Origin of the sequence: Streptomyces sp. NPDC058663, assembly GCF_042716745.1 — a bacterium.
In the GTDB taxonomy this organism is placed as follows: Bacteria; Actinomycetota; Actinomycetes; order Streptomycetales; family Streptomycetaceae; genus Streptomyces.
This window is the reverse complement of record NZ_JBHXRV010000063.1, coordinates 13,425-34,696: the sequence shown is the minus strand read 5'-3', so window position 1 is coordinate 34,696 and position 21,272 is coordinate 13,425. Positions and strand designations below refer to the sequence as shown.

The window sequence follows — 21,272 nt, the reverse complement described above, 5'->3', positions numbered from 1 at the left end:
TTGCGGCATCACGCCGCCTTTGCCGAGGGTGACAGACCATCCTGGGCCTGCCGGATGCGCTGGACGAACATGCGGGTGACAGAGTTCAGGATCCTGGCATCGGCTGCGGCCGGACCATCCGTGTTGATGTTCACGTAGGCGTACACGGAGTCCACCCGGAGGTTGATCGAGGTACTGCAGTGCTTCTTGCCCAGGCAGTAGGAGGCCGTGAACGCTGCGTCCACGTCCGGGATCTGTGCAGGCCCGAATTGGGCGCCTGCCATCTGGGACTTCTTCTGCGTGTACCTGTCGATGGCCTGGGCCCGGGTCTGGAAGGACTGGATTCCGAACCCGACAACGCCTTCGAGATCGGTCGCAGCGTAACCCTGGGCGGCCAAGGCCAACATGCCGCCGTCTTCGACGTGAGCCCCCTGGACACGAAGCGTGCCGGATTTCTCCCAGCCCGGCGGGACATCAGTCAAGTCCGGTAGCGCCGCCCGTACTTGTGCCTGTCCCAGGAGTCTGGTGGTTTGTGCCGAAGGCGTGTCGCTCGGGGCGGGGCTGTGCTCCCCGGCGTCCGCCCCGGAACCGCACCCGAACAGGAACGCAACCATGGCAACCCAGCAAAGATCCTGAACTGTCCTCCTGGTCCGCAGCACTGTTCCCCCTCCGGCGGTAAGCGTTGAGCCCGACGATCTTATGAGTTCCTCCGCGTGTTGCTCACGCGCGGCAGTCGTACGCGGGTGGCAGCGCTGCGCGCCAGGCGGAAAGCCGACGTCCACGGAGGTAGGACACCACTTCCGTCGGTGCGCTCGACCAGCCTGGGTCGTCCCACTTGTCTCGGGACGCGCCGGCTCTCCACCGGGATCGGCCGCGACACGCACTCACGGTCATCGTCGGACCCTGCCCTGGCACGTAGCAGTCGTCGACGAACACATCAGGACGGGCTCGGGCTCGGGGACGTGGCCACGGCCCACGGCGGCCAACCTCGCGCCCCGGCACCGGTCACCGCGGCACCTGGTCCCTCAGACCTACATTTTCTGGCAGGTGACCTTGGCGCCGTGGTACGGGAAGGTGACGGTGTCGCCCTTCCATCCCACGCTCCACGGCGACAGCTTCTCGCCACCGCCTTCGCCGAACTCCATGCCCATCAGCTCTTTCGTCTCTCCGGGCACACCGCTGACGTGGTACGGGCCGTCGTCGCCCTTGACCTCCAGCTTCCCGCCGGAGAGCTGCCACGTCCCGGAGCTGCCGTCGCGGCCGCCGTCGCTCACCCGGTAGGTCCCGTCTCCGACGGCCACCGTCGCGGAGATGCCGCGGCCGCCCGCGGCGATCGTGCAGTCCCACGTACCCTTCGCGGCGTCCTCCAGGGACTGTCCCGCGGCGCAGGCGACCACGCTGAGTGCCAGCGGCACCCCCACCGCTCCGACCGCCACCCACTTCGCCCAGCGCTTCATCGTCCCGTTCCCCCACGGTCGTTCTGTCTGTTCTTCAGGCGAGCCGGACCCTACCTGAAATTGATCAAGAAAAGCGAAGCCGGCCGGTGAAGAAGCAACGAGTGGAGACCAGGCACCCAGGGGCGTTGGGAACAGCGCCGTCGGAAGGACCTGCGTCCTCGCCCCACCGACCAGGCCATCGACCTCGACCGCACCAACTCGTCACCACGGGGGCGCAGGAGACGTTCGTGAAGGGGGCTGCTCCCTACGCAGACGGGCCGAGGGCGCCTGGCATGATATGGGCCGCATGGGCGGGAACTGGCCAAGCCTGCCCGCGTGCTTCCGCTGCCGTTCCTTGTTTTCTACCCTGGGTGACAGACGTCGGGCTACGCCCGCACTCATCGGCTCCCAGCCCCCGGGCCGCAACACCCCGCTGAGGCCAGCTGGAGCCGCTGCCATCCTGTGCGCGGACCCAGCCCCGCCCTCACCGCGGGCCGGGGCACCTCCCGCTGTCCCGTGCCTGCACGCGAGGGCATTTGCGCGAGGCACAGGCCCACCGGAGGGCCCTCGCGCCCGGCCGCCGCCGCAGCGAACCCGGCGGCGGCCGGAATCCGCCCTCAGCTGCAGCCACCACCCGGCCCCACTTCGCAACACGGCGTCAACCTGCGCGGCACCAGGCGTACATGCCACTCTCCGGTATGGCTGTTCCGGTACGGCTGCCGCCACCCCGGGGCAGGTAACCGCACACCGGCAACGGGTACGTGCTGCGCGGTGTCCCGGCCCCCTCCTGCAAGGGCCGGGACACCGCAGCCCGGTTTCTGCACTCCCGCCGCCCCGTCCTACCGGGCTGGGGGCGGGAGTTGCCGGCTGATTTCGAGAGCCTGGCGCAGGGCGAGGAGGGAGGGAAGGTCGGCGTCCTCGGTGAACTTCTCCAGCAGCACCGCGATCCGGTGCTCGTGCCCCTCCCGGACGGCGATCACGATTTCCTCGATCGCCCTGTGCCGGCGCTGTGAGGGCAGAGCATGCATCCCAAGACCTCCTTGCGCCAGGGCGGCGGCCGGGGGCGGCCACCGCTTTTACCTTCCTCCCCTTCGCGACTCCCTGACCGTGCCCGTCGGGAGAATCCGGCAATTCCCCTCACAGCGTCATGGAATTACAGCCTCCGCGTCTCGCCCGGGTGTCCGGCGACGTCGCGCCACCGTTACGCGGCCGGAAGACGCAGCGCTCCCGTGCTGCGGGGCCGGTGGGGCGGGGTGGTCTGCGGGTAATCGCTCCGCTACAGGCCCGCAGGCGGGGTGCTGCGCTGCGCGGAGCGGACCCTCACTGGGGGGTTTCGCGGATCGGTCAACCGTAGGGGTGGCGCCGGGGCCGGATTTGGTTACTGCAGTCGGGCACCCCCGCCGGCCCTCTGTCGGCCTGCCCCGCTGCATCATCGTTCCCGCACGAAGGCCCGTTCTGGGTGTGAGGCGCAATCTGCGGCCCTGTCCCCGGCCCAGCAGACGGGTGGGCGCTGTCGCACCGCGACGGCTCCCGCCCGTTCCTGGCCCCGCGAACTGCCGGCCGGTGCGCATGAGCCGCACTATCCCGGATCTCTTGCGAACCCGGCACGGTGCAGAGAAATGCGCCGTTCCCCACCAAGGGGTCTCGAAACACCAATCCTGGCGAAAGCTGCTGAATACCAAAAAAACGGCTAAGAGTAACCTTTTGGAATTTAAGGCCAAAGATTGAGGGATCAGTCTATTTAAAGACAATTAAGTATTCTTGGGGCGCGGAGCGTGGTGGGTGTGCCTACGTTGATACCTGTCAGCCGGGGATTTTCCCCGGCGGCAAAACGAAGGATGTATCCCATGCGCTTCCTGCGCACTACGGCCACCGCACGGACCTTCCTGATCGCTTCGATCGCCGTCGCCGGCCTGACCTTCACTCCGGCTCTCGCTTCCGCCCAGTCCGGTGGAGGCAGTGCCCGGGCCCACTCCGCACTGGGGCTCCTGGGACTGCCCGGTGCCAACGGCGTCAACGGTGTCGGGACCAGCGGTGGGCTCGGTGGCCTCGGCGGCACCGGTGGCGCTGCCGGTGCCAACGGCAACGGCGGCAACGGGGGCAACGGCGGCAACGCCACCGGCACGGCGAGCGTCGGCGGCGCCGGCGGAACGGGCGGCGCGGGTGGCGCCAATGGCAACGGCGGGGCCGGAGGTACCGGCGGCGGTGCCTCACTGGGCGGCAAGGGCGGCCAGGGCGGTGTAGGCGGTGTCGGCGACGCCGGCGTCGGTATCGCCGGCGGCAAGGGCGGCAACGGAGGCGCCGCGACAGCCGGAGGCGGCTACAAGGGCGGCCAGGGCGGCGCCGGCGGTGCGGCCAGCCCGGTTTGCCCCGGCAAGCCCGGCGGCAACGGCACCGCCGCCACGTCCACCTCGGACGGCACCACCGGCGCCACCGGTGCGGCGGGAAAGTCCACTCTCCCCTGCTGAATGACCTGACAGAGGCAGCTGCTGAGCGACCTGACAGCGGCATCTGCTGAACGACCCGACAGAGACAACCGGAGCGCTGAGGGCAGCCAACCCACGCTGACCCGGACGCGCACCGTCCACCGCCCGGAACGTGCCCGGCTGACAACCCGTCAGCCGGGCAGTGTGCGTGCTGAACACCACCCGGCCCCGCCCACCAGCTCCGCGGTGCTCGCGCCGGGGTGGCAAGCGCTCCGGGCCGGCTGTCCCGGACAAGGCCGCGCCCCCACGCGCTCGCAGGAGGTCGGCAGGCGTCGGCCGCTTGCACTCGGAGGACGGGCCCGGTCGGCACTGGTGCGTACGGTTCAGAGGGACGAGGGTCGTCATCACAGGCGGCATGTGGTCCGTAGGCACCAGTGAATGAGGGGTCGTCATGGCCGAGGCGCGTATCTTCACGGAACAGAACCCGATCCGGGTATTTCTGCTGGACGACCACGAGGTCGTACGGCTCGGACTCACCGACCTGCTGGACTCCGAGCCGGACATTTCGGTGGTAGGCGATGCGGGCAGTGTCGAGCAGGCATTGGTGCGCGGGCCGGCGCTGCGTCCGGACGTGGCCGTTCTCGACGTACGCCTGCCGGACGGTGACGGGATCAGTGTCTGCCGCGAACTGCGCAGCCGGATGCCGGAGCTGGCTTGTCTGATGCTGACGTCGTTCGACGACGAGGAAGCCCTGCTCGACGCGATCATGGCCGGGGCGGCAGGCTATGTGCTCAAGCAGCTCAGGGGCTCCGACCTGGTCGCGGCGGTCCGCACGGTCGCTTCCGGCGCGTCGCTGCTCGATCCGTCGACGACAGCCCGTCTGATGCGCTCCCTGCGCGCGGGCCCTTCGTCCGGCCCGGCTCTTGCACCCGAGCTTGCGAGCCTGTCACCCCGAGAGCGGGACATACTGGCGCTGATCGGCGAAGGGCTCACCAACCGCGAGATCGGCAAGGACCTCTACCTGTCGGAGAAGACGGTGAAGAACCACATCTCCCGGCTGCTGGCCAAGCTGGGCGTCCAGCGCCGCGTCCAGGCGGCAGTTCTGGCCACCCACCTCGAACAGCGCGGCTCCACCGACCGCTCGGCGTAGAAGTCCGCTCCGGCTCACCTGCCCTCCGGCCTGCTGCGGGAACGGGCGCCGGGCGGTCAACTTTCGCGCGTGGCCCCGTCCTCGCTCACGGGAACCCGCCACACCAGCCGCGTGCCGCCGCCCTCCGGCCGTTCGCCGAGTGTCAGCGTTCCGCCGAGGGTGACGGCGCGCTCCTCGATGTTCTTCAGGCCGCTGAGCCCGGCGCCCTCCGGCACCCCGCAGCCGTCGTCCGTCACCGTGAGGCTCAGGTCGCCACGGGCGCACCGGAGGTGCACGTCCACCGCCCGTGCTCCGGAGTGGCGGGCCGTGTTGCTGAGCGCCTCGCCGAGCACCGCGACCGCGTGATCGGCGATGCTGCCGGGGGCGTCGGTTTCGACGAGCCCCTCGATGCGCAGCGCGGGCGGGAATCCGAGGGACGTGGCGGAGGCGATGACCACCTCGGACACCCGGCTGCGCAAGCCGTCGCTCTCCCGTCCGCCCCCGCCGTGGGTGCGCAGGCCGAAGATCGTGGACCGAATGATCCTGATGGTGTCGTCGAGATCGTCGACGGTCCGTGTCAGCCGTTCCGTACCCTCGGGGTGATCCACGAAGCGCTGGGTGCTCTGCAAGGTCATACCGGCGGCGAAGAGCCGCTGGATGGCCAGGTCGTGGAGGTCACGGGCGATGCGGTCCCGGTCCTGGAGCAGCGTGATCTGTTCGGCTTCCCGCCTCCGCTCGGCCAGCTCCAGCGCCAGCGCCGCCTGGTCTGCGAAACCGAGCAGCGGCCCGGTGTCCACCTCGCCGAAGGGGGTACCGCCCGGCGCACGTCCCAGCAGCAGTACCCCCCGCGGCTTCCCGCCGACGCCGAGCGGCACCGCGACCACGGGGCCCAGCCCTGCCCAGTGAGCTTCGCCTCCGCCCGTGCGGGAATCGTGCTGGATGTCGGCGCTGACCACAGGATCCGCCGCCCCGAGGGCGGTTGCGACGAAACCGTGCCCCGTGGGCAGCACCAGGCCGCTGCGTTCCTCTCTGCCCAGTCCGACCGCGAGGGCAGGCCGCAGCGTCTCCTCGCCCGGCACGCGCTCAGCGATCAGCCCCATGTCGGCGCAGACGATTCTCCGGGCCTCGTCGAGGATCAGCTCCATCACCTCGGCGCTCGGCGCACCGGCCAGGAGCATGCTGGTGACAGTCCCGCTGGCCCGCTGCCACCGTTCGCGCGACCTGGTCTCCTCGTACAGCCGTGCGTTCTCGATGGCCACGCCGGCGGCCACCGCCAGGGTCGACAGGACGGACTCGTCCTCGGCGTCGAAGGTCCTGCCGCTGCGCTTCTCGGTGAGGTAGAGGTTCCCGAACACCTCGTCGCGCACCCGGATGGGTACACCGAGGAAGGAATGCATCGGCGCGTGGTGCGCCGGAAAACCGGACGAAGCCGGATGATCCGACAGCTCCGCCAGCCGTAGCGGCTCCGGGTGCCGTATCAACTCCCCGAGGAGTCCGTGTCCGCTGGGCGAAGCCCCGATCTCCGACTGCGCCGCCTCGTCGATGCCGACGGTCAGGAAGTCGGACAGAGTCCGGTCTTCGCCCACGATGCCCAGCGCTCCGTACTCGGCGTCCACCAGCACCACCGCGGCCTCGACGATGCTGCGCAGCACCTGTGGCAGGTCGAGTTCCCGACCGACCGACAACACGGCCTCCAGCAGGCTGTGCAGTCGGTCCCGGGTGCCCCGGACCGCGTCGATGCGCACCTGCAGCTCACCCAGCAGTTCGTCGAGCCGCAGCCTGGGCACATGCTCCCCGGAACCGTCGTGTCCATCCCCGCTCATGGCTTCCTCCGACCGACACTGCTGACAAAGCGGATCGAACCAGGCCCTCTGCCTTCACCGTACTGTTCGGGGTCCCCGACAGCGCAGTCGGAGGGGCCGAAGTGCGGGTGCATCCCGCAGGTGCGGCCCACGCCTCGGCACGGCGGCGCGGCGGCGTGGCCCGCGCGACGGTACGGCAGCGCGGCGGCGCGAGCGGCCGTCGGCGGGACGATCACGCACCGGTCGTGAGGGCGGCGAAGCGAAGTCCCCGTGCACAGCGCGCTCCTGCGGGACCTTCGGCCCCCTGCGGGTACCTGTTGGCCCCTCGTCCTGGAGATTCGTCGGCAGCAGGCTGAGGACGGCCGGAAGCAGTCGCTGCCCACTGAAGGCGAGTCCCGCAATGACCACCGTTCACGCCACCACCAGCACGCATGGCCCGAAGCCCGTCGTCGCCGGGGTGAGCCGGTCCGAGGCAAGCAGGACCGGTGTTGCCTGGGCCGCGGAGCAAGCATTGCTGCGCAACCTGCCTTTGCGCCTGGTGCACGCCCTCGAGTGGCCTCCCGGAGCGGAACCGCAACCGCACGGGGCGCACCCTCAGCGCACCTGGAGCGGGCGCTTCCGTGCGGCGGGGGAGATGCTGCTGCGCGAGGCGGCGGAGCTCGTGCACAAGAACCACCCGGCCCTGGAGATCGTGGCACGCACTTCTGACGGACCACGTGCCCGCGTGCTGGTCCAACAGGGCCCGGAAGCAAGTCTGTTGGTGGTGGGAGCCAGGCCGTTGAACATGGCGGAGCAGGTGCTCTCGGTCTCCCCGCTGGGCGTCACCCTGACCTCGCACGCGGGATGTCCGGTGGCGGTGATACGTGGGCCCCGGCCGACGGGCGCCGGTTCGCACGTGGTCGTGGTCGGCGTCGACGGTTCGGCCAATGCCCAGGAAGCCATGATGTTCGCCTTCGAGGAGGCGGCGCTGACCGGGTCGCGTCTGAAGGCGGTGGTGGTCCGCCACCACCACTCCGGCCGGCTGGCGGGCGTCGAGGACGACGACGTCGAGAACCGGTCCCGGGCCGAACTCGCGCAAGCGACCACGGGCTGCGCCGAGAAATACCCCCAGGTGGAGATCGAGCACCAGGTGGAGTACGGGCACCCGGCGCGTGCCCTCGCACGTGCCGCAGCACACGCCCGGTGCCTGGTGGTCGGATCACGGGGACTCGGAGGTTTCCGGGGCATGCTCGTCGGCTCGGTCAGCCACGTGCTCCTGCACCGGGCCACCTGCCCCCTGATCGTGGTCCCCCCCGAGGGCGGCTCGGCCACGTACTGACCCCTCGCGTCCGGTGCACCCAGGTGCCGCACAGCGAGCAGAGCGGAGTTCCCGGAACCGAGAAGGGCCGATCGGCCCCTCGTTCCGAGCGGGAGGGCGGCCCTAGGCTCAGGGTCGAGACACTGGCCCCGTCAGCCGCGCCGTTGTCCCGCGTGCCCGGCGGTCCCACGTGTCCACCGCCAATGAAGGGACTACGCGATGCCGAAGCCCGATCAGGAGTCCGCCGCCTACCTCGACCCGCAGGAGCTGGCAGCGCTCGACGCGCACTGGAGGGCGGCGAACTACCTCGCGGTCGGCCAGATCTATCTGATGTCCAACCCCCTGCTGTCCGAGCCCCTGCGCCCCGAGCACATCAAGCCCCGGCTGCTCGGCCACTGGGGGACGTCACCGGGCCTCAACCTGGTGCACACCCACCTCAACCGGCTCATCAAGGCCGGCGACAAGGACACCCTCTGCGTGTGGGGCCCCGGACACGGGGGACCCGCCGTCCTCGCCAACTCCTGGCTGGAGGGCACCTATTCGCAGACGTATCCCGAAGTGAGCCGGGACGCGAAGGGAATGGCACGGCTGTTCCGCCAGTTCTCCTTCCCGGGAGGCGTGCCCAGCCACGTGGCACCCGAGACCCCCGGCTCGATCCACGAGGGCGGCGAACTCGGCTACGCGCTCTCGCACGCCTACGGCGCCGCCTTCGACAACCCGGACCTCCTCGTCGCCTGCGTGATCGGCGACGGCGAGGCCGAGACGGGGCCGCTGGCGGCGTCCTGGCACTCCAACAAGTTCCTCGACCCCGTGCACGACGGCGCGGTCCTGCCGATCCTGCACCTCAACGGATACAAGATCGCCAACCCGACGCTGCTCGCCAGGCTCCCCTCGTACGAACTCGACGACCTGCTCCGCGGGCTGGGCCACGACCCCCTGCACGTCGAGGGCGACGACCCGCTCCAGGTGCACAGCGCGATGGCGCACGCCATGGACACCGCGCTCGCCATGATCAACAACATTCAGCGCGCCGCCCGTGACGAAGGGGCCACCGAACGCCGCCGCTGGCCGATGATCGTGCTGCGCACCCCCAAGGGCTGGACCGGACCCGCAGAAGTCGACGGCCTCCCCGTCGAGGGGACCTGGCGCGCCCACCAGGTGCCGCTGCCGGGCGTACGCGAGAACCCCGAGCACCTGGCCCAGCTGGAACAGTGGATGCGCTCCTACCGGCCCGAGGAACTCTTCGACGACCGGGGCAGGCCCCGTACGCAGGTCCTGGAAGGTGTACCGCAGGGAGCGCTCCGGCTCGGCGCGAGCACACACGCCAACGGCGGGCTCCTGCTGCGCGCACTCCCGGTGCCGCCGCTGGAACAGTTCGCGGTGCAGGTCGACAAACCGGGTGCGACGACGCACGAGCCCACCCGGGTCCTGGGCGACCTCCTGGAAGTACTCATGGAGAACACCGCCGAGCGGCGCGACTTCCGCCTCGTCGGCCCGGACGAGACCGCGTCCAACAGGCTCGACTCCGTCTACGGAGCAACCGGGAAAGCCTGGCAGGAACAGACCCTTCCGGTCGACGAACACCTCGACCGGCACGGCCGCGTCATGGAGATCCTCTCCGAACACACCTGCCAGGGCTGGCTGGAGGGCTACCTCCTCACCGGCAGGCACGGTCTCTTCTCCTGCTACGAAGCCTTCGCGCACCTCGTCGACTCGATGGTCAACCAGCACATCAAGTGGCTGCGCACCACCCGCCGGCTGCCCTGGCGCCGCCCCATCGCCTCCCTGAACTACCTGCTGACCTCGCACGTCTGGCGCCAGGACAGCAACGGCTTCTCCCACCAGGACCCCGGCTTCGTCGACCACGTCCTGAACAAGTCGCCCGAGGTCGTACGGGTCTACCTGCCCCCGGACACCAACACCCTGCTCTCCGTCGCCGACCACGTGCTGCGCTCGCGGGACTACGTCAACGTGGTCGTCGCGGGCAAGCAGCCCTGCTTCGACTGGCTGACCCTTCAGGAGGCCCGCGGCCACTGCGCGCGCGGCGCGGGCATCTGGGAGTGGGCCGGCACGGAGAACCAGGACCGCACACCGGACGTCGTACTGGCCTGCGCGGGAGACGTGCCCACACTCGAAGTGCTGGCAGCGGCGCAGTTGCTGCGCCGTCATCTGCCCGAGCTGGGCGTGCGCGTGGTGAACGTGGTCGACCTGGCCCGCCTCCTGCCCGCGGCGGAACATCCGCACGGCATGCCGGACGCCGAGTACGACGCCCTGTTCACCACCGACAAGCCGGTCGTCTTCGCTTACCACGGCTATCCCTGGCTCATCCACCGCCTCGCCTACCGCCGCACGGGCCACGCCCAGCTGCACGTCCGCGGCTACAAGGAGGAGGGCACCACGACCACACCCTTCGACATGGTGGTCCGCAACGACCTGGACCGCTACCGGCTCGCGATGGACGTCATCGACCGGGTTCCTGGTCTCGCGGTGCGGGCCGCGGCGCTCAGGCAGCAGTGGGAGGACATCCGTATGCGGCACCACAGCTGGATCCGGGAGCACGGCACGGACCTTCCGGAGGTCGTCGACTGGTCCTGGACCGGCTGAGACCCGGCGCGCGGACACCGGCGCGGGCGGGCCGGCCGACGGGCCCGCGTCGGGGGAGCACCGGGCCGGGCGCCCCTCCGGTGGATGATGCGGAGGGGCGCCGTCGGGCGCCGTTGCCGTCAGTCGTGCGGTACGACCGCTACGGGGGCGGACGCGTGGTGCAGGACGGCATGGGTGACAGCCCCGATGCGGCGCAGTCCCTTCTCTTGCTTGCGGCGCCCGACGACCATGAGGGACGCGCGGTCGCTGTGGGAGAGCAGGACCTCGGCGGCCGAGCCGATTTCGAACTGCTCGATGACCTCCACCTGGGGATACTTCTCCTGCCACGGCCTGAGGGTGTCCGCCAGGACCTCCTTGTTGATCTGGGCCAGGCCGTCCGCCTCCTCCACCAGGTACAGCACACCGGGACTCCAAGCGAGGGCTGTGGGAACGCTCCAGGCATGGACGACCCTCAGGGACGCGCGGCGTTCTGCCGCGGCAGCGAAGGCGAACTCCAGGAGGGGAGCGCCGACATGCCCGAGCTCCTGAACGCCGACCACGACCTCCGGGTGCCGCGCGGGCACGGAAGAACTGGGTTCCCTGACCATGACAACCGGTCCGTCCGCCTGGCGAAGTACTTGCAGCGAGACGGACCCGACCAGAAATCCGGCCAGAGCGCCGCGTCCGCGTGAACCCATGACCAGCATCCCGGCACGGGCGGCTTCGGTGAGGAGAGTGGGAACCGGGTCGCCGACGAGCAGCTCGGTGGTGACGCCCAGATTCGGATACTTCCTGGCCACGCGGGCCTGGGCCTCGTTGAGCACGTTGCGTATTCCGCGCTCCTCCGCCGGGCGGTCTCCGACGTATGCCACGTCGGCGGGACGCCACGCCCAGGCGTGCACCAGCCGCAGGCTCCCGCCCCGGAGGATCGCTTCCTCGGCCGCCCAGTCTGCTGCTGACAGTGCGTGATCGGTTCCGTCGAGTCCTACGGTGATGGTGCCGGACATGCTGCCTCCCGGTGCTGACGCTGCCGCTGGTACTCCAGCGGACGGACGTGACCACGTGACCACGTGGTCACGTGGTCACGCAAAGCCTCGCAACGCGTCGGCGGTTGGCGCTTGGGCCGAGCGGGCCAAAGCAGTGGGCCCCATGGGCCCACTGGTGCCTTGTGGAGGGGGGACGGCCGGCGAGCGGGCGGCGTGCGGGGGAGGCCGCGGTGTCCGGCCGTTGACCGGGTCGGGCACTTGCCTCACGTGTGCCGACTGGCTCCGTCTTTCTGGCAACGACGAGTCGACCGGCCAGGCGACTCAGAGTGCATGGGCAGACAGATGACTGACGACGGTGGACCAGCACACGAAGCACCCGTCGCCGCAGGCGATTCCGGTCGAGAACCCGTATACCAATACCTTCGTCACAGCCAGGCACCCCGGCCGGTCTCAACTCCCGTCGTATGCGGTCAGGTCGGAAGCCGATCTTCGTGGGCCGGGCGCTGCGGGGCGCTTGCCACCCCTGACCTCCGGCCACTCAATGCGGCATCCAGAGTCTCCTGGGCCATGCGCATGGCTTCGGTGTACTTCGGCTCGGACATGCGCTCCCAGGCGTGGTCCGGTGAGACGTCCTCGACCCGGCTCATCACCCACCAGATGTTGCCGAACGGATCCCGCACCCGGCCGCCGCGGTCCCCCCACGCGCTGTCAGCGGCCTCGGTGATCACCTGCGCCCCGTGCGAGACCGCAGCCGCCATGGCGGCGTCCGCATCCGCGACGTAGACACGCAGCAGCGAGGGCATCACCGGCCAGTCGGGCCGCCGGTCGAAAGCCAGCACAACGGTGTCGCCGACGCGGATCTCGCCATGGCCGACGGTGCCGTCCTCGACCGGCACCCGTGCGAGTTCCTCGCCGTTGAACGCAGCGGTGATGAAGTCGAGCAGTGCGCCGGTGTCGTCGGTGACCACCCACGGTGCAACGCTCGTGTAACCCTCAGGTGCGGTGTGACTCATCGGTCTCGTCCTCTCGTGTGGTCCTGCGCGATGTGACGACCCTAGAACTCAATTAGGACAGCCACTGACCCAGATCACACACGAGACCCGCACCATCCTCGTCGTGCTTCCTTCTCTCGCCCACCTCGCGCTCAGGGACTTGTTCGCGACTTCTGGCTCTGGCTCACTTTCCGTGGAGGGCTGACGGTCCGTAATGTCGCCCCCCTATGACCAGCAGTGAGAGGCTGAGGTGAGCCAGTACTACGACTTGGGCGACCAAACCCTGTGGAACCCGTCCAACGGGGCGTCCCGGACCCGGCCACCGTACTTCGGGCCTCGATGCGTACCGCCTCATCGTTCACGTCGACCGACAGCACGGCCACACCTGCGATTGACGGGAACAGCAACTCTTCCAGCCGGAGCAGCACGTCTTCCACGGGCCGAACTGTCAGCCCCACCGCACTGGGGACGGATCATTTTCAGGCAGCTTCCCGAGGTGCTGTCCGCCCGACGAACGTCACTCAGCGGGGGATTCACGGAATGTGAGCCAGAACCCGAGAATCAACGTCACCGGGACCAGCGCCGCTCGTCGCTCCGGTCCAGAGAATCAGAGCGCGGAGCCGGCGCGCATATGTGCGTGCGGCCGAACTTGTGCAACGGCAGGATGAGCAGATGGAACAACCACTTGACGTGCCAGAACTCACTGCCGGAGCGGGGTTCGGTCTTCGGCCGTGGCGCCGCAGTCGGACCCCTGCCTGCCCCGGGCCCAGTCGGTAGGTGATTCCTTTGACCGGTATGGATTCGACACTGATCGTCAGCCTCACGGGCTCGATCGAACTTCACGGGTGGGCCGACCGGCTGTACGCGGACGGCCGGGACGACGACGCGTTCAGCCTGATCGTCAGACAGGGCGTCATGCAGGGCCTGACGGAGTTCCACGGGGCGAGGGAATCACCCCGGGTCAGCTGGAGCCATCACGACGCGGGCGACTCGTGGACCGGAAGCTCCGACGCACCCGAACTGATCTGGCTGCAGGTCGACACTGCCGAATCGGCACCGGGCAGACTTCCGCTGCAGCCGATCGGGGCCGTGCTCGACCGGGTTCTCAGGAAGGTCGGCACACCGCGGATCGATGAGGGTGACTTCCTCATCCCGCTGGGCCGGTTCCCCCGTGACCCGATGGAGTTCGCCCATGACCGCGACTGGTTCGAGTTCTCCGACCCGGACCGGTCGGAAGTGACCGGCATCGAGCTGTACGCCTCGGCCGGCCAGGGTGGCGAGAGTGCGGACGTGGCCTGTGTGGCCGCGACGGCTCAAACATGGCTCGGTGGCGCAGCCGTACTGGCAGTAAGTGACCGCCCCGCCCCGGGGCCGGTCGAATTCCGAGGATCTCCCTACGTACCGCTGGAGTTCCTCGGCCAGGTCGACTGCACGGTCCGCGAGTGGTCGATCGAGGCACTGGCCTGGCTGACCGAAGTCCTCGGCTGGGCGATGTCGAGTGCGGGGTGTGGGAACCACGGGCTCGTGCGGCTACGCAGACAGCCCACCACACGGGCCTGAACGGCCCGGGCCCCGCAGTTCCCCTCCCTCCCTGGTGAGGGAGGGGAACTGCGGGGCACTTCCGTCGCGTGTACGTCACGTGCCCGCGAACGCGGACCGTCCGCCACGACACGTGGTACTTGCGCTCGATCTCCCGGATCTCCCGGATCTTCGTGCCGCCGTGGTGGTCGTGGAAGATCACGGCGGCCAGGCCGCCCGGGCCTCAGACAGCCGTGAAGGACCGCTCTCCGTACGGGCCCCGGCCTCCCTACCGGCGTTGCGGAGTTGCGGAGTTGCTCAAGTCGACGGCGCGCCTCCGAACCTGTACGCGCCTGCCAGTAAGCAGCTCATCCGCTGCGCTCCGTCACGCATGGATCGCTGCTGATCACACCATCGGACCAGTAACCCGACACGGGCAGCCAGACGTCCGGCGGTCTCCTGGAGCAAGAACTGTCACACTGTCCGCTCACAGCCAAGCGCTCACTCGGGGGCCGGTTGCCGCCAGGCGGACGGTGGGGCGAGAAGATTTCGTGAGGAGCGCCATGGACCGATCGGCCCGCCAGCTCCTGATGTTCGCCGGTGTGCTGTGGGCACTGGGAGGCCTCTGGTACCTGCTCTCCGAGGCGATCACCGCACGCGCGGTCGCGGACTACAGCTACCTGCATGATTACATCAGTGACCTCGGTGCCATGGGCGAAGCGCCCCTGGGGCACGCGCCGCCGTCACCGCGTGCGGGCTCCTCGCCGCTGGCTCCCGTGATGAACCTCGGATTCGCCCATCAGGGGCTGCTGTTCGTCCTCGCGGCCCTGTGCGCGAGCCACGCCTTCACCCCGGGCCGCGGGCGGTCGGTTTTTGTGTGGCTGTCCCTCGTCCACGGATCGGGCCTCGCCCTCGTTGCCCTGTTCCCCTCCGCCCCACCCCTGTCCGACGACGGCACGCCCCTGCCGCACGTCATCGGCGCGGCCATGGCCATCCTCGGCGGAAACACCGCCGTCCTCGCCGCCTCGTACGTGCTCCGCACCTGCCCGCGGGCAGGCTGGATACGGAAGTCAGGTCTCACACTGGGTTCCCTCGGCGTCGCGGCCGCGGCCATGCTCGTCGTCAACATGACCACCGGCGCTCCCGTGCTCCTCGACGACGGCGCGTGGGAACGGCTCGCCGTGTACTCCTTCATTTCCTGGCAGCTCCTCGTCCTGTTGGCCGTCCTGACAGACCACCCGCAGCCGCCCGCGCAGTGATGGGCCCCTGTCGGACTCACGGCAGCCTCCCGAAGAGCTCCCTCGAGTCACGGTCATACCCCGGCCAACGGCTGACGGCCAGGTCAGGGCACGCAGCCCGCCGCACCGGCATCCGTCCGCACGGGGCTCCCGGTCCGGCGGACGAACCTCCGGCAGGTCCATACCTCCGCCCTCTTTCCAACCCCTGCACACCCCCCCTGGCATCCCGTCCGATAGCCGTGTCCGCCGCGTTCGAGGGCAGTGCGGAGATCGCTGAGGCGCGTGCTCTCGTGCGTGAGTTCCTCGGGTCCGTCCCGGCCGAGCACGGGCTGGCGGTGTCTCATTCGGGCGATGGGCATGGTGCAGCTCGCGGTGAGCGAGTTGGTGACCAACGCCCGCACGTACGCGCCCGGGCCGTGTCTGCTGTCCTTGACGGTCGAGGACGGAGCCGTCCAGGTCACCGTGTGGGACAGCAGCACCACGCTGCCGCTGGTACTGCCGCCGGACCCGACGCGGATCGGTCAGCACGGCTTGGAGATCGTAGTGGCCCTCTGCCAGACCTTCACGCTCCAGCGGGAGCCCGTCGGCAAGCGGGTCATCATGTCCATCATGCTCGCGGAGGACCCCGGCGGCACCCGGGACTCCCGCCTCCGCATCCCCACTACTGCAGGGCTGACAAGTAGCCGCATTATTTCCCCCGGCGCGACCCGGCGGGCGGTCCGCACACAACTCACGGAGAACCGAAGGGGCCAGCCCACCACACCCTCCCCTTCGAGCTTCCACTTGACCAGCTGCCCGGTGCCTTCCTCTCCGCCCGCGCCCCGGTCCGGTGCACCGTGGAGCGAGACGCCCCCCGGCCTCGCCGCAGGCATCGACCGTCACCGCGGTGCGGTCATCGCCGGCCTCACCCTGCCCTGGAGCTCAGGCGTCGTCGAAGGCCACGTCAACCGAATCAAGATGCTCGAACACCAGATGTTCGGCCGGGCCGGCTTCGTCCTTCTCCGCAAATGCGTCCTGCTCTCTTCGTAAAGCACAGGTCAGACCCCACCCTCAAGGAGCCCGAAACCTTCCGGGAACCCCTCCAGAAACTCGCGCCGCGCCGGGTCGGACTCGGCATCGGCCATCGTTCCAAGCAGGTTGATCAATTTGTTTTGCTGATCGCTCGACAGCTTGCTGACCAAGTGGGCGACGCCCTCCATGACCTTGACTGCGTCGTCCGGATCCATCTGTTCATCTTCACTGCGCTCGACGAACCACAGGACATCGACCAGAGCCTCAACCAAGGCATGAGTCAACGACGAATACACGGGCATCAAGGCGGACTCCCAGGTCACGGCAGCAGAGTCCGGCCATCCCACTACACACCACTGACCGCACACTCAGTCAGCCCTCCACGGAAAGTGAGCCGGAGCCCGAGAACGGGCAGCACCCTGTCGGGGCGGCCGCAGCGGTCCTCGGGGCGCACATCGTCGGCCCACCGTGACACGGCGCAACCGCCATCGCGGTCCGGCCCGTCGATGGCGGTTGCGCCGTGTCTCAGTCCAGCCCGGTGGTGGCGTAGGCCTCGATGGCGTCGCGCTGATACGCGGACAGACCCGGAGCGATCGCCTCGTAGGCGGTGCGCCAGGCGTCGTTGTCCACGCATGCGCGTCCGATGGCGCGGTACTCCTCGACGGAGACGGCACGCAGCTGGGTCAGCGCCCGGTACTGGGCGTCGATCTCGGCCTGCACCGGTTCGGCGTCGGCCGGGTGGCCCGCGGCCATGAGTTCGGCCAGCCGGATCATCTGCGCGGTGCGCTCACGGTGCCCGGCGTCGGCGTCGGCCTGGCTCATCGCGGCGGCGCGCCGTCCGACCTCCTCGGCGAGCTCCGGGAAGTCGCGCATGTTCTCCGCGTACTGGGAGGGCTGGACACCCTCGAACAGGTTCTCCGGTCGGTGGATGGTCATGGGGTTGCCGTCCTTCCTGGACTGCTCAAGTTCGGCGATCGTGCGGGAGACGGTGCCGGCCAGGGCATCGAGCCGGTCCCGCTCCGCGAGCAGTCGCCGGTGGTGTTCGCGCAGGGCGTCCACCTCGTCGACCTGCTCGGCCAGAATCCGGCCGATCTCCGGCAGCCCGACGCCCAGCGCCCGCAGCACGAGAATCTGTTGCAGCAGCAGAAGCTGGTGCTCCTCGTAGTAGCGGTGCCCGTTGGCGCCGATCCGGGACGGCGGCAGCAGGCCGGTCTCGTCGTAGTGGCGCAGTGTCCGGGCGGTCACGCCCGACATCCGGGCCACCTCTGAGATCGGCCAGTCCATCGCCACTCCTGCACGTGTGTGTCGCCGGGCCGGTTTCTCCGGCCCTGGTCACGACGGTAGGAGCTGCCGCAACGGCAACTTCAACCTCGTAGCCCATGTTCTTCGCAGTGGCCGCGACGCCGGTCGTATTCCAGACCCGAGGTGGACGACAGTGGCCATCGACGGTCAGCGACTGTGTGGCGAACGTTCGCACAACCGGTGTGCCGGGACGGGACGCCCTTCCCGTACGGGCTCCTCTCCCCGATAATGGCCCTCCGCTGTCTGGCCTTGGGGGGCTTGTGTCGGATCGTGGTTCCACCCCTGTTCCACCCACCATGCACAGAGTCGCGCGGGACTTCGAACTCGGGTCGCGCCAGGGACTGGTGTGGACCGAGCCCAAGCGCTTCCCGTGGATCGTGGTGCTGCTGCCGGCACTGGTCGGACTGCCGGTGCTCTCTCTGGGGGTTTCGGCCGCGGTGGAGGGCCGGCGGAGCCAGGGCGCCTGGTACTACGGGCTGCCGCTGCTCATCCTGGGAACTGCCATCGTCGCCGCAGCCGGGTATCTGCTCTTCCTCGCACTCACGAGACGGCAGGCACAGGTCTGGGTGGGCCACTACCAGCACGGCATCGTCCGGGAGATCGCCGGGCAGGTGCCCGAAGCATACTCATGGGACGAGATCGACGGCGTCCGGCGGCGCAGCACCACAGTGACGAACGGGATCACCAGCGCCACCACACACGAACTCCGGGTGCGTCCCCGTGAGGGTGCCGAGATCACGGTGAACGACGCGTACAAGGGGGCCGCGCGGTTCATCGACGAGCTGGACAAGGAATTCACGCGCGTACGGCTGCCGCAGGACTGGGACCGGTTGAAGGCGGGCGAACAGGTCGACTTTTTCGGGGCCCACCTCGATCCCGCCGGTGTCGGGTACCTCGACCACCGGCTCGGCTGGCGCGAGGTCGGCCGGGTCACGGTGGAACAAGGCTGGCTGGAGATCCGTCGGCACGGCGACGGAAAGCCGTGGGCCAGGCTCCCCGTGGAGATGGTCCAGAATCTTTCGATCTTCCTGGCCCTCGCCGCAATGATGCGCGAGCAGGCGGTCCGGAAGGGACCGCGACCAGGCGATCCGGTCTGATCCGGCGAAGGCCGGCGCCCCGGCAACGGCAGTGCCGCAGTGGCTGTCCCCACCCGGCCCAACTCAACTCAACCCGGCCCAACTCAACTCGGCCCGGCCCGGCCCGGCCACGAGAGAATGCCACATTCGTAAGACGGGCGCCGGGCCGTCCCTGGGCGGCAGAGGTGTGCCGGGGGTGGGGGGCGTCAGAGATGTTCGGGTGCCAGGTCGGGGCGCAGGCGGTGCCAGACGGGGTGGCGCAGGAGTCCGGCGCGGGTGCGGGTGGCGTAGCGGACTTCGCCGACCAGTCGCGGCAGCACCCATCGGGCCGCGGGCACGGGCGGGAGCGTGGTGAAGGGGCAGTCTGCGATGGCGGCCACCGCCAGCAGACGCGCCAGCTCGGTGCGCTCGCGCTCCGACCAGCCGGTGCCGACGCTCCCCGCGTACCGCAGACCGCCGCCCTCCAGCGGTTCGCCGACCAGGACCGCACCCGGCAGGCGCGAGGACGTGCCCCGCACCGGCACCCAGCCGCCGATCACACAGTCCGCGGTCCGCTGGTGACGCAGCTTGACCCACGAGCGGGAGCGCACGCCCGGTTCGTACCGTGAGTCCGTCCGTTTCAGGATGAGCCCCTCCCAGCCGTGCTCACGGGTCAGCGCGAAGGCTTCCCGGGCATGCCCGGTCACCGCGGCCGGGGTCGACCAGTGCGCCCCGCGCAGCGCGAGATCCCCCAGGATCCGGCGGCGCTCGGTGTAGAGGAGGGGGGTCACCTCACGGCCGCCCAGGTACATGACATCGAACAGGATCAGGTGGACGGGATTCTGTGCGGCCAGGCGGGCAGCCTTGGCCGGAGCGCCGGCGAGCCCCATTCGTGATTGCAGGCGTTCGAAGTCCGGCCGGCCCTGGGCGTCGAGGGCAACGATCTCGCCGTCCAGCACGGCCGCCTCCTTCCCCAGAGCGTGGCCCAGAGGTCCGAGTTCGGGATAGGCGGCTGTGATCGGGGCACCGGATCGCGCGCGCAGCATCACGGTGCCGTCACCCGGCAGGTACACCACCGCGCGCTGCCCGTCGTACTTCGCCTCGGCGCTCCACAGGTGCTCCTCCCGCAGGGCGGGGAACGAGCCGGGAGTGGCGAGCATCGGGGCGAACCGCGGCAGGGTGACCATGCCCCAGGCCTGGCCGCTGCCCGGGTCATGCACACGCGCAGGCCGGGGATCTCCTCCGTTCGGCCCCCGGTTCGCACGACGGGACGTCAGCTTGATCCTCCTGTGCGAACGCAGCCCTCCGCTCTGGTTCGAGCGCACGTCGCACGTGCTGAGATCCAAGTGCCGGAGCCGGGAGGGCTGTCATGGGGCTCGGTCATTCCCGGGATCCGTCGGTATAGGCGAGGAGGTCGGTGGCGATCCGTACTCCCTGTCCTCCAAGGACGTTCGGGTCCAGCGGGGGTCGGCGACGCGGTCTGTCCGATACCGCTGTCTGGATCATTCTCAGGCGGTTCGACTGACGTCCAGCCGTTCGGACGACGGCTCGTATCCAGCTGCCCTGTAGGCGGCGACTGCGGCGGCGTTCGAGGTCGGGGTGGCGACGAGTGCGCTTGATGCACCCAGTTCACGCAGCGCCGCCGCCGCGGCGACGCTGATCGCCGTCCCGTAGCCGCGGCCGCGGTGGTCGGCGTGCACGCCCACCGGCTCCAGCAGACCGGGTTTCCCGGGCCCGGCCGACCAGACTGTCGCAGCGGCCACCGCGTTGTCCTGGTCGTCGTAACCGATCAGGCAGCGGGCGCCGGCATAGACCGGCCCCGCCGCGAGGACGTGCCACACCTCCTCGGTGAACGCCGGGCTGCCGAACGCCGAGCGATGCACTGCGGTCCGCACCCCCGCCGTCTCCGGACCGGCTACCTCGATCCGCAGGCCGGAGTCCTTCACCGGCTCGGCGAGGTCGTGGCGCAGCGGCGTCCACGGCTCGTCCAGGATCCAGCCCGCCTCCAGGAGAACGTCGCGGAGCAGGGCGCCGTCGGGGATTTCCAGGCCGACCTTCCCGGGCGGCAGGACCCCGCGCAGCGGATCATCGAGGTCCGCCAGCAGCCGGCGCGCCAGCTCACCGTCCTGCCGCAGATCCGGTGCGGTCGTCAGGCGCAGCACATCGGGGGCGTCCAGGTACCCGACGGCGACGATCCGCCCGTCCACGCTCCAGGTGCGGACGGCTGGGGCCAGCCTCTCCGCACCCAGCGTCCAGGCCCAGCCGAGATCTCCCGGATGGAGTTGCAACGGCGTGCGGTCGTCCTGCCATGCGCGCAGGGAATCCAGGACCCCGGCCAACCCATCGACGCCGAGCTCGTTCAGAACGATCCTCATGTCCCGCATCCCACACCACCGCGGCGACCGGCCGCACCTGGTTTTACTCCCCGGTGGCCGCCGGCCCGGAGGCCCGCGGCGGCGTGCTCGGCCAGGAGCGCGGTACGGGAGGTACGGGACGGGCTGCCGGACAGGGTCCTGGC

17 protein-coding genes and 1 pseudogene are annotated in these 21,272 nt (G+C 69.7%); 8 read left to right on the top strand and 10 right to left on the bottom strand.

The genetic code is table 11. The annotated features are described in order from the left end of the window. Positions 1-8: 8 nt before the first annotated feature. The 3 genes from ACFWVV_RS33410 to ACFWVV_RS33400 form a co-directional block, all read right to left on the bottom strand. A complete protein-coding gene (locus ACFWVV_RS33410; RefSeq protein WP_384356750.1) occupies positions 9-461 on the bottom strand; it encodes a hypothetical protein in 453 nt (150 codons plus the stop codon). 549 nt (positions 462-1,010) lie between these two features. Beyond that, entirely contained in the window at positions 1,011-1,436 is a 426-nt protein-coding gene (locus ACFWVV_RS33405; RefSeq protein ID WP_384356753.1) for a hypothetical protein, read from the bottom strand. A gap of 818 nt (positions 1,437-2,254) precedes the next feature. After that, entirely contained in the window at positions 2,255-2,443 is a 189-nt protein-coding gene (locus ACFWVV_RS33400; protein ID WP_384356756.1) for a hypothetical protein, read from the bottom strand. An 819-nt stretch (positions 2,444-3,262) separates the two neighbouring features. Here ACFWVV_RS33400 and ACFWVV_RS33395 point away from each other — a divergent pair. Further along, complete coding sequence (locus ACFWVV_RS33395) at positions 3,263-3,883, top strand: hypothetical protein (RefSeq protein WP_384356759.1); 621 nt, start codon at positions 3,263-3,265, stop codon at positions 3,881-3,883. Between the two features lie 409 nt (positions 3,884-4,292). Continuing rightward, entirely contained in the window at positions 4,293-4,991 is a 699-nt protein-coding gene (locus tag ACFWVV_RS33390; protein ID WP_384356762.1) for a response regulator, read from the top strand. A gap of 56 nt (positions 4,992-5,047) precedes the next feature. On the opposite strand, the gene ACFWVV_RS33385 is transcribed toward ACFWVV_RS33390, so the two are convergent. After that, positions 5,048-6,793 (bottom strand): GAF domain-containing protein, encoded by a 1,746-nt coding sequence (locus tag ACFWVV_RS33385; protein ID WP_384356765.1) that lies wholly within the window; start codon positions 6,791-6,793, stop codon positions 5,048-5,050. A 379-nt stretch (positions 6,794-7,172) separates the two neighbouring features. Between ACFWVV_RS33385 and ACFWVV_RS33380 the strand changes: the two genes are divergently transcribed. Both ACFWVV_RS33380 and ACFWVV_RS33375 read left to right on the top strand, forming a co-directional pair. Beyond that, complete coding sequence (locus tag ACFWVV_RS33380) at positions 7,173-8,090, top strand: universal stress protein (RefSeq protein ID WP_384356769.1); 918 nt, start codon at positions 7,173-7,175, stop codon at positions 8,088-8,090. A gap of 198 nt (positions 8,091-8,288) precedes the next feature. Beyond that, positions 8,289-10,673 (top strand): phosphoketolase, encoded by a 2,385-nt coding sequence (locus ACFWVV_RS33375; RefSeq protein ID WP_384356772.1) that lies wholly within the window; start codon positions 8,289-8,291, stop codon positions 10,671-10,673. Positions 10,674-10,792: 119 nt separating this feature from the next. Here the strand turns inward: ACFWVV_RS33375 and ACFWVV_RS33370 are convergent, their stop codons facing one another. Together ACFWVV_RS33370 and ACFWVV_RS33365 are read right to left on the bottom strand one after the other, a co-directional pair. Beyond that, positions 10,793-11,659, bottom strand: a complete 867-nt coding sequence (locus ACFWVV_RS33370) for a universal stress protein (protein WP_384356775.1) — start codon at positions 11,657-11,659, stop codon at positions 10,793-10,795. A 449-nt stretch (positions 11,660-12,108) separates the two neighbouring features. After that, positions 12,109-12,651, bottom strand: coding sequence for a VOC family protein (locus ACFWVV_RS33365; protein ID WP_384356778.1), 543 nt, complete (start codon positions 12,649-12,651; stop codon positions 12,109-12,111). Positions 12,652-13,425: 774 nt separating this feature from the next. Between ACFWVV_RS33365 and ACFWVV_RS33360 the strand changes: the two genes are divergently transcribed. The 3 genes and pseudogenes from ACFWVV_RS33360 to ACFWVV_RS33350 all read left to right on the top strand — a co-directional run. Further along, the gene (locus ACFWVV_RS33360) at positions 13,426-14,190 is read left to right on the top strand and encodes a hypothetical protein (RefSeq protein WP_384356781.1); all 765 of its coding nucleotides are present in this window, start codon (positions 13,426-13,428) and stop codon (positions 14,188-14,190) included. A gap of 521 nt (positions 14,191-14,711) precedes the next feature. Next, entirely contained in the window at positions 14,712-15,407 is a 696-nt protein-coding gene (locus ACFWVV_RS33355) for a DUF998 domain-containing protein (protein ID WP_384356784.1), read from the top strand. Between the two features lie 330 nt (positions 15,408-15,737). Continuing rightward, positions 15,738-15,932: pseudogene (locus tag ACFWVV_RS33350) on the top strand (ATP-binding protein); the annotation flags it as partial. Positions 15,933-16,423: 491 nt separating this feature from the next. On the opposite strand, the gene ACFWVV_RS33345 reads toward ACFWVV_RS33350, so the two are convergent. Further along, entirely contained in the window at positions 16,424-16,720 is a 297-nt protein-coding gene (locus ACFWVV_RS33345) for a hypothetical protein (RefSeq protein ID WP_384356787.1), read from the bottom strand. Between the two features lie 202 nt (positions 16,721-16,922). Next, positions 16,923-17,681 carry a MerR family transcriptional regulator gene (locus tag ACFWVV_RS33340; RefSeq protein WP_384356790.1) on the bottom strand — a complete coding sequence of 253 codons (759 nt, stop codon included), beginning with the start codon at positions 17,679-17,681 and terminating at the stop codon, positions 16,923-16,925. 314 nt (positions 17,682-17,995) lie between these two features. Between ACFWVV_RS33340 and ACFWVV_RS33335 the strand changes: the two genes are divergently transcribed. After that, entirely contained in the window at positions 17,996-18,796 is an 801-nt protein-coding gene (locus ACFWVV_RS33335; RefSeq protein ID WP_384356793.1) for a DUF6585 family protein, read from the top strand. 185 nt (positions 18,797-18,981) lie between these two features. On the opposite strand, the gene ACFWVV_RS33330 is transcribed toward ACFWVV_RS33335, so the two are convergent. Both ACFWVV_RS33330 and ACFWVV_RS33325 read right to left on the bottom strand, forming a co-directional pair. Further along, positions 18,982-19,941 (bottom strand): ATP-dependent DNA ligase, encoded by a 960-nt coding sequence (locus ACFWVV_RS33330; protein ID WP_384356838.1) that lies wholly within the window; start codon positions 19,939-19,941, stop codon positions 18,982-18,984. Positions 19,942-20,262: 321 nt separating this feature from the next. After that, positions 20,263-21,129 carry a GNAT family N-acetyltransferase gene (locus ACFWVV_RS33325; protein WP_384356796.1) on the bottom strand — a complete coding sequence of 289 codons (867 nt, stop codon included), beginning with the start codon at positions 21,127-21,129 and terminating at the stop codon, positions 20,263-20,265. Between the last annotated feature and the right edge of the window lie 143 nt (positions 21,130-21,272).

Bases quoted from the DNA above. Each gene is read 5' to 3' on its own strand.
- ACFWVV_RS33405 (WP_384356753.1), bottom strand. From the start codon at position 1,436: ATGAAGCGCTGGGCGAAGTGGGTGGCGGTCGGAGCGGTGGGGGTGCCG.
- ACFWVV_RS33400 (WP_384356756.1), bottom strand. From the start codon at position 2,443: ATGCATGCTCTGCCCTCACAGCGCCGGCACAGGGCGATCGAGGAAATC.
- ACFWVV_RS33395 (WP_384356759.1), top strand. From the start codon at position 3,263: ATGCGCTTCCTGCGCACTACGGCCACCGCACGGACCTTCCTGATCGCT.
- ACFWVV_RS33390 (WP_384356762.1), top strand. From the start codon at position 4,293: ATGGCCGAGGCGCGTATCTTCACGGAACAGAACCCGATCCGGGTATTT.
- ACFWVV_RS33385 (WP_384356765.1), bottom strand. From the start codon at position 6,793: ATGAGCGGGGATGGACACGACGGTTCCGGGGAGCATGTGCCCAGGCTG.
- ACFWVV_RS33380 (WP_384356769.1), top strand. From the start codon at position 7,173: ATGACCACCGTTCACGCCACCACCAGCACGCATGGCCCGAAGCCCGTC.
- ACFWVV_RS33375 (WP_384356772.1), top strand. From the start codon at position 8,289: ATGCCGAAGCCCGATCAGGAGTCCGCCGCCTACCTCGACCCGCAGGAG.
- ACFWVV_RS33370 (WP_384356775.1), bottom strand. From the start codon at position 11,659: ATGTCCGGCACCATCACCGTAGGACTCGACGGAACCGATCACGCACTG.
- ACFWVV_RS33365 (WP_384356778.1), bottom strand. From the start codon at position 12,651: ATGAGTCACACCGCACCTGAGGGTTACACGAGCGTTGCACCGTGGGTG.
- ACFWVV_RS33360 (WP_384356781.1), top strand. From the start codon at position 13,426: ATGGATTCGACACTGATCGTCAGCCTCACGGGCTCGATCGAACTTCAC.
- ACFWVV_RS33355 (WP_384356784.1), top strand. From the start codon at position 14,712: ATGGACCGATCGGCCCGCCAGCTCCTGATGTTCGCCGGTGTGCTGTGG.
- ACFWVV_RS33340 (WP_384356790.1), bottom strand. From the start codon at position 17,681: ATGGACTGGCCGATCTCAGAGGTGGCCCGGATGTCGGGCGTGACCGCC.
- ACFWVV_RS33335 (WP_384356793.1), top strand. From the start codon at position 17,996: ATGCACAGAGTCGCGCGGGACTTCGAACTCGGGTCGCGCCAGGGACTG.
- ACFWVV_RS33330 (WP_384356838.1), bottom strand. From the start codon at position 19,941: ATGGTCACCCTGCCGCGGTTCGCCCCGATGCTCGCCACTCCCGGCTCG.
- ACFWVV_RS33325 (WP_384356796.1), bottom strand. From the start codon at position 21,129: ATGAGGATCGTTCTGAACGAGCTCGGCGTCGATGGGTTGGCCGGGGTC.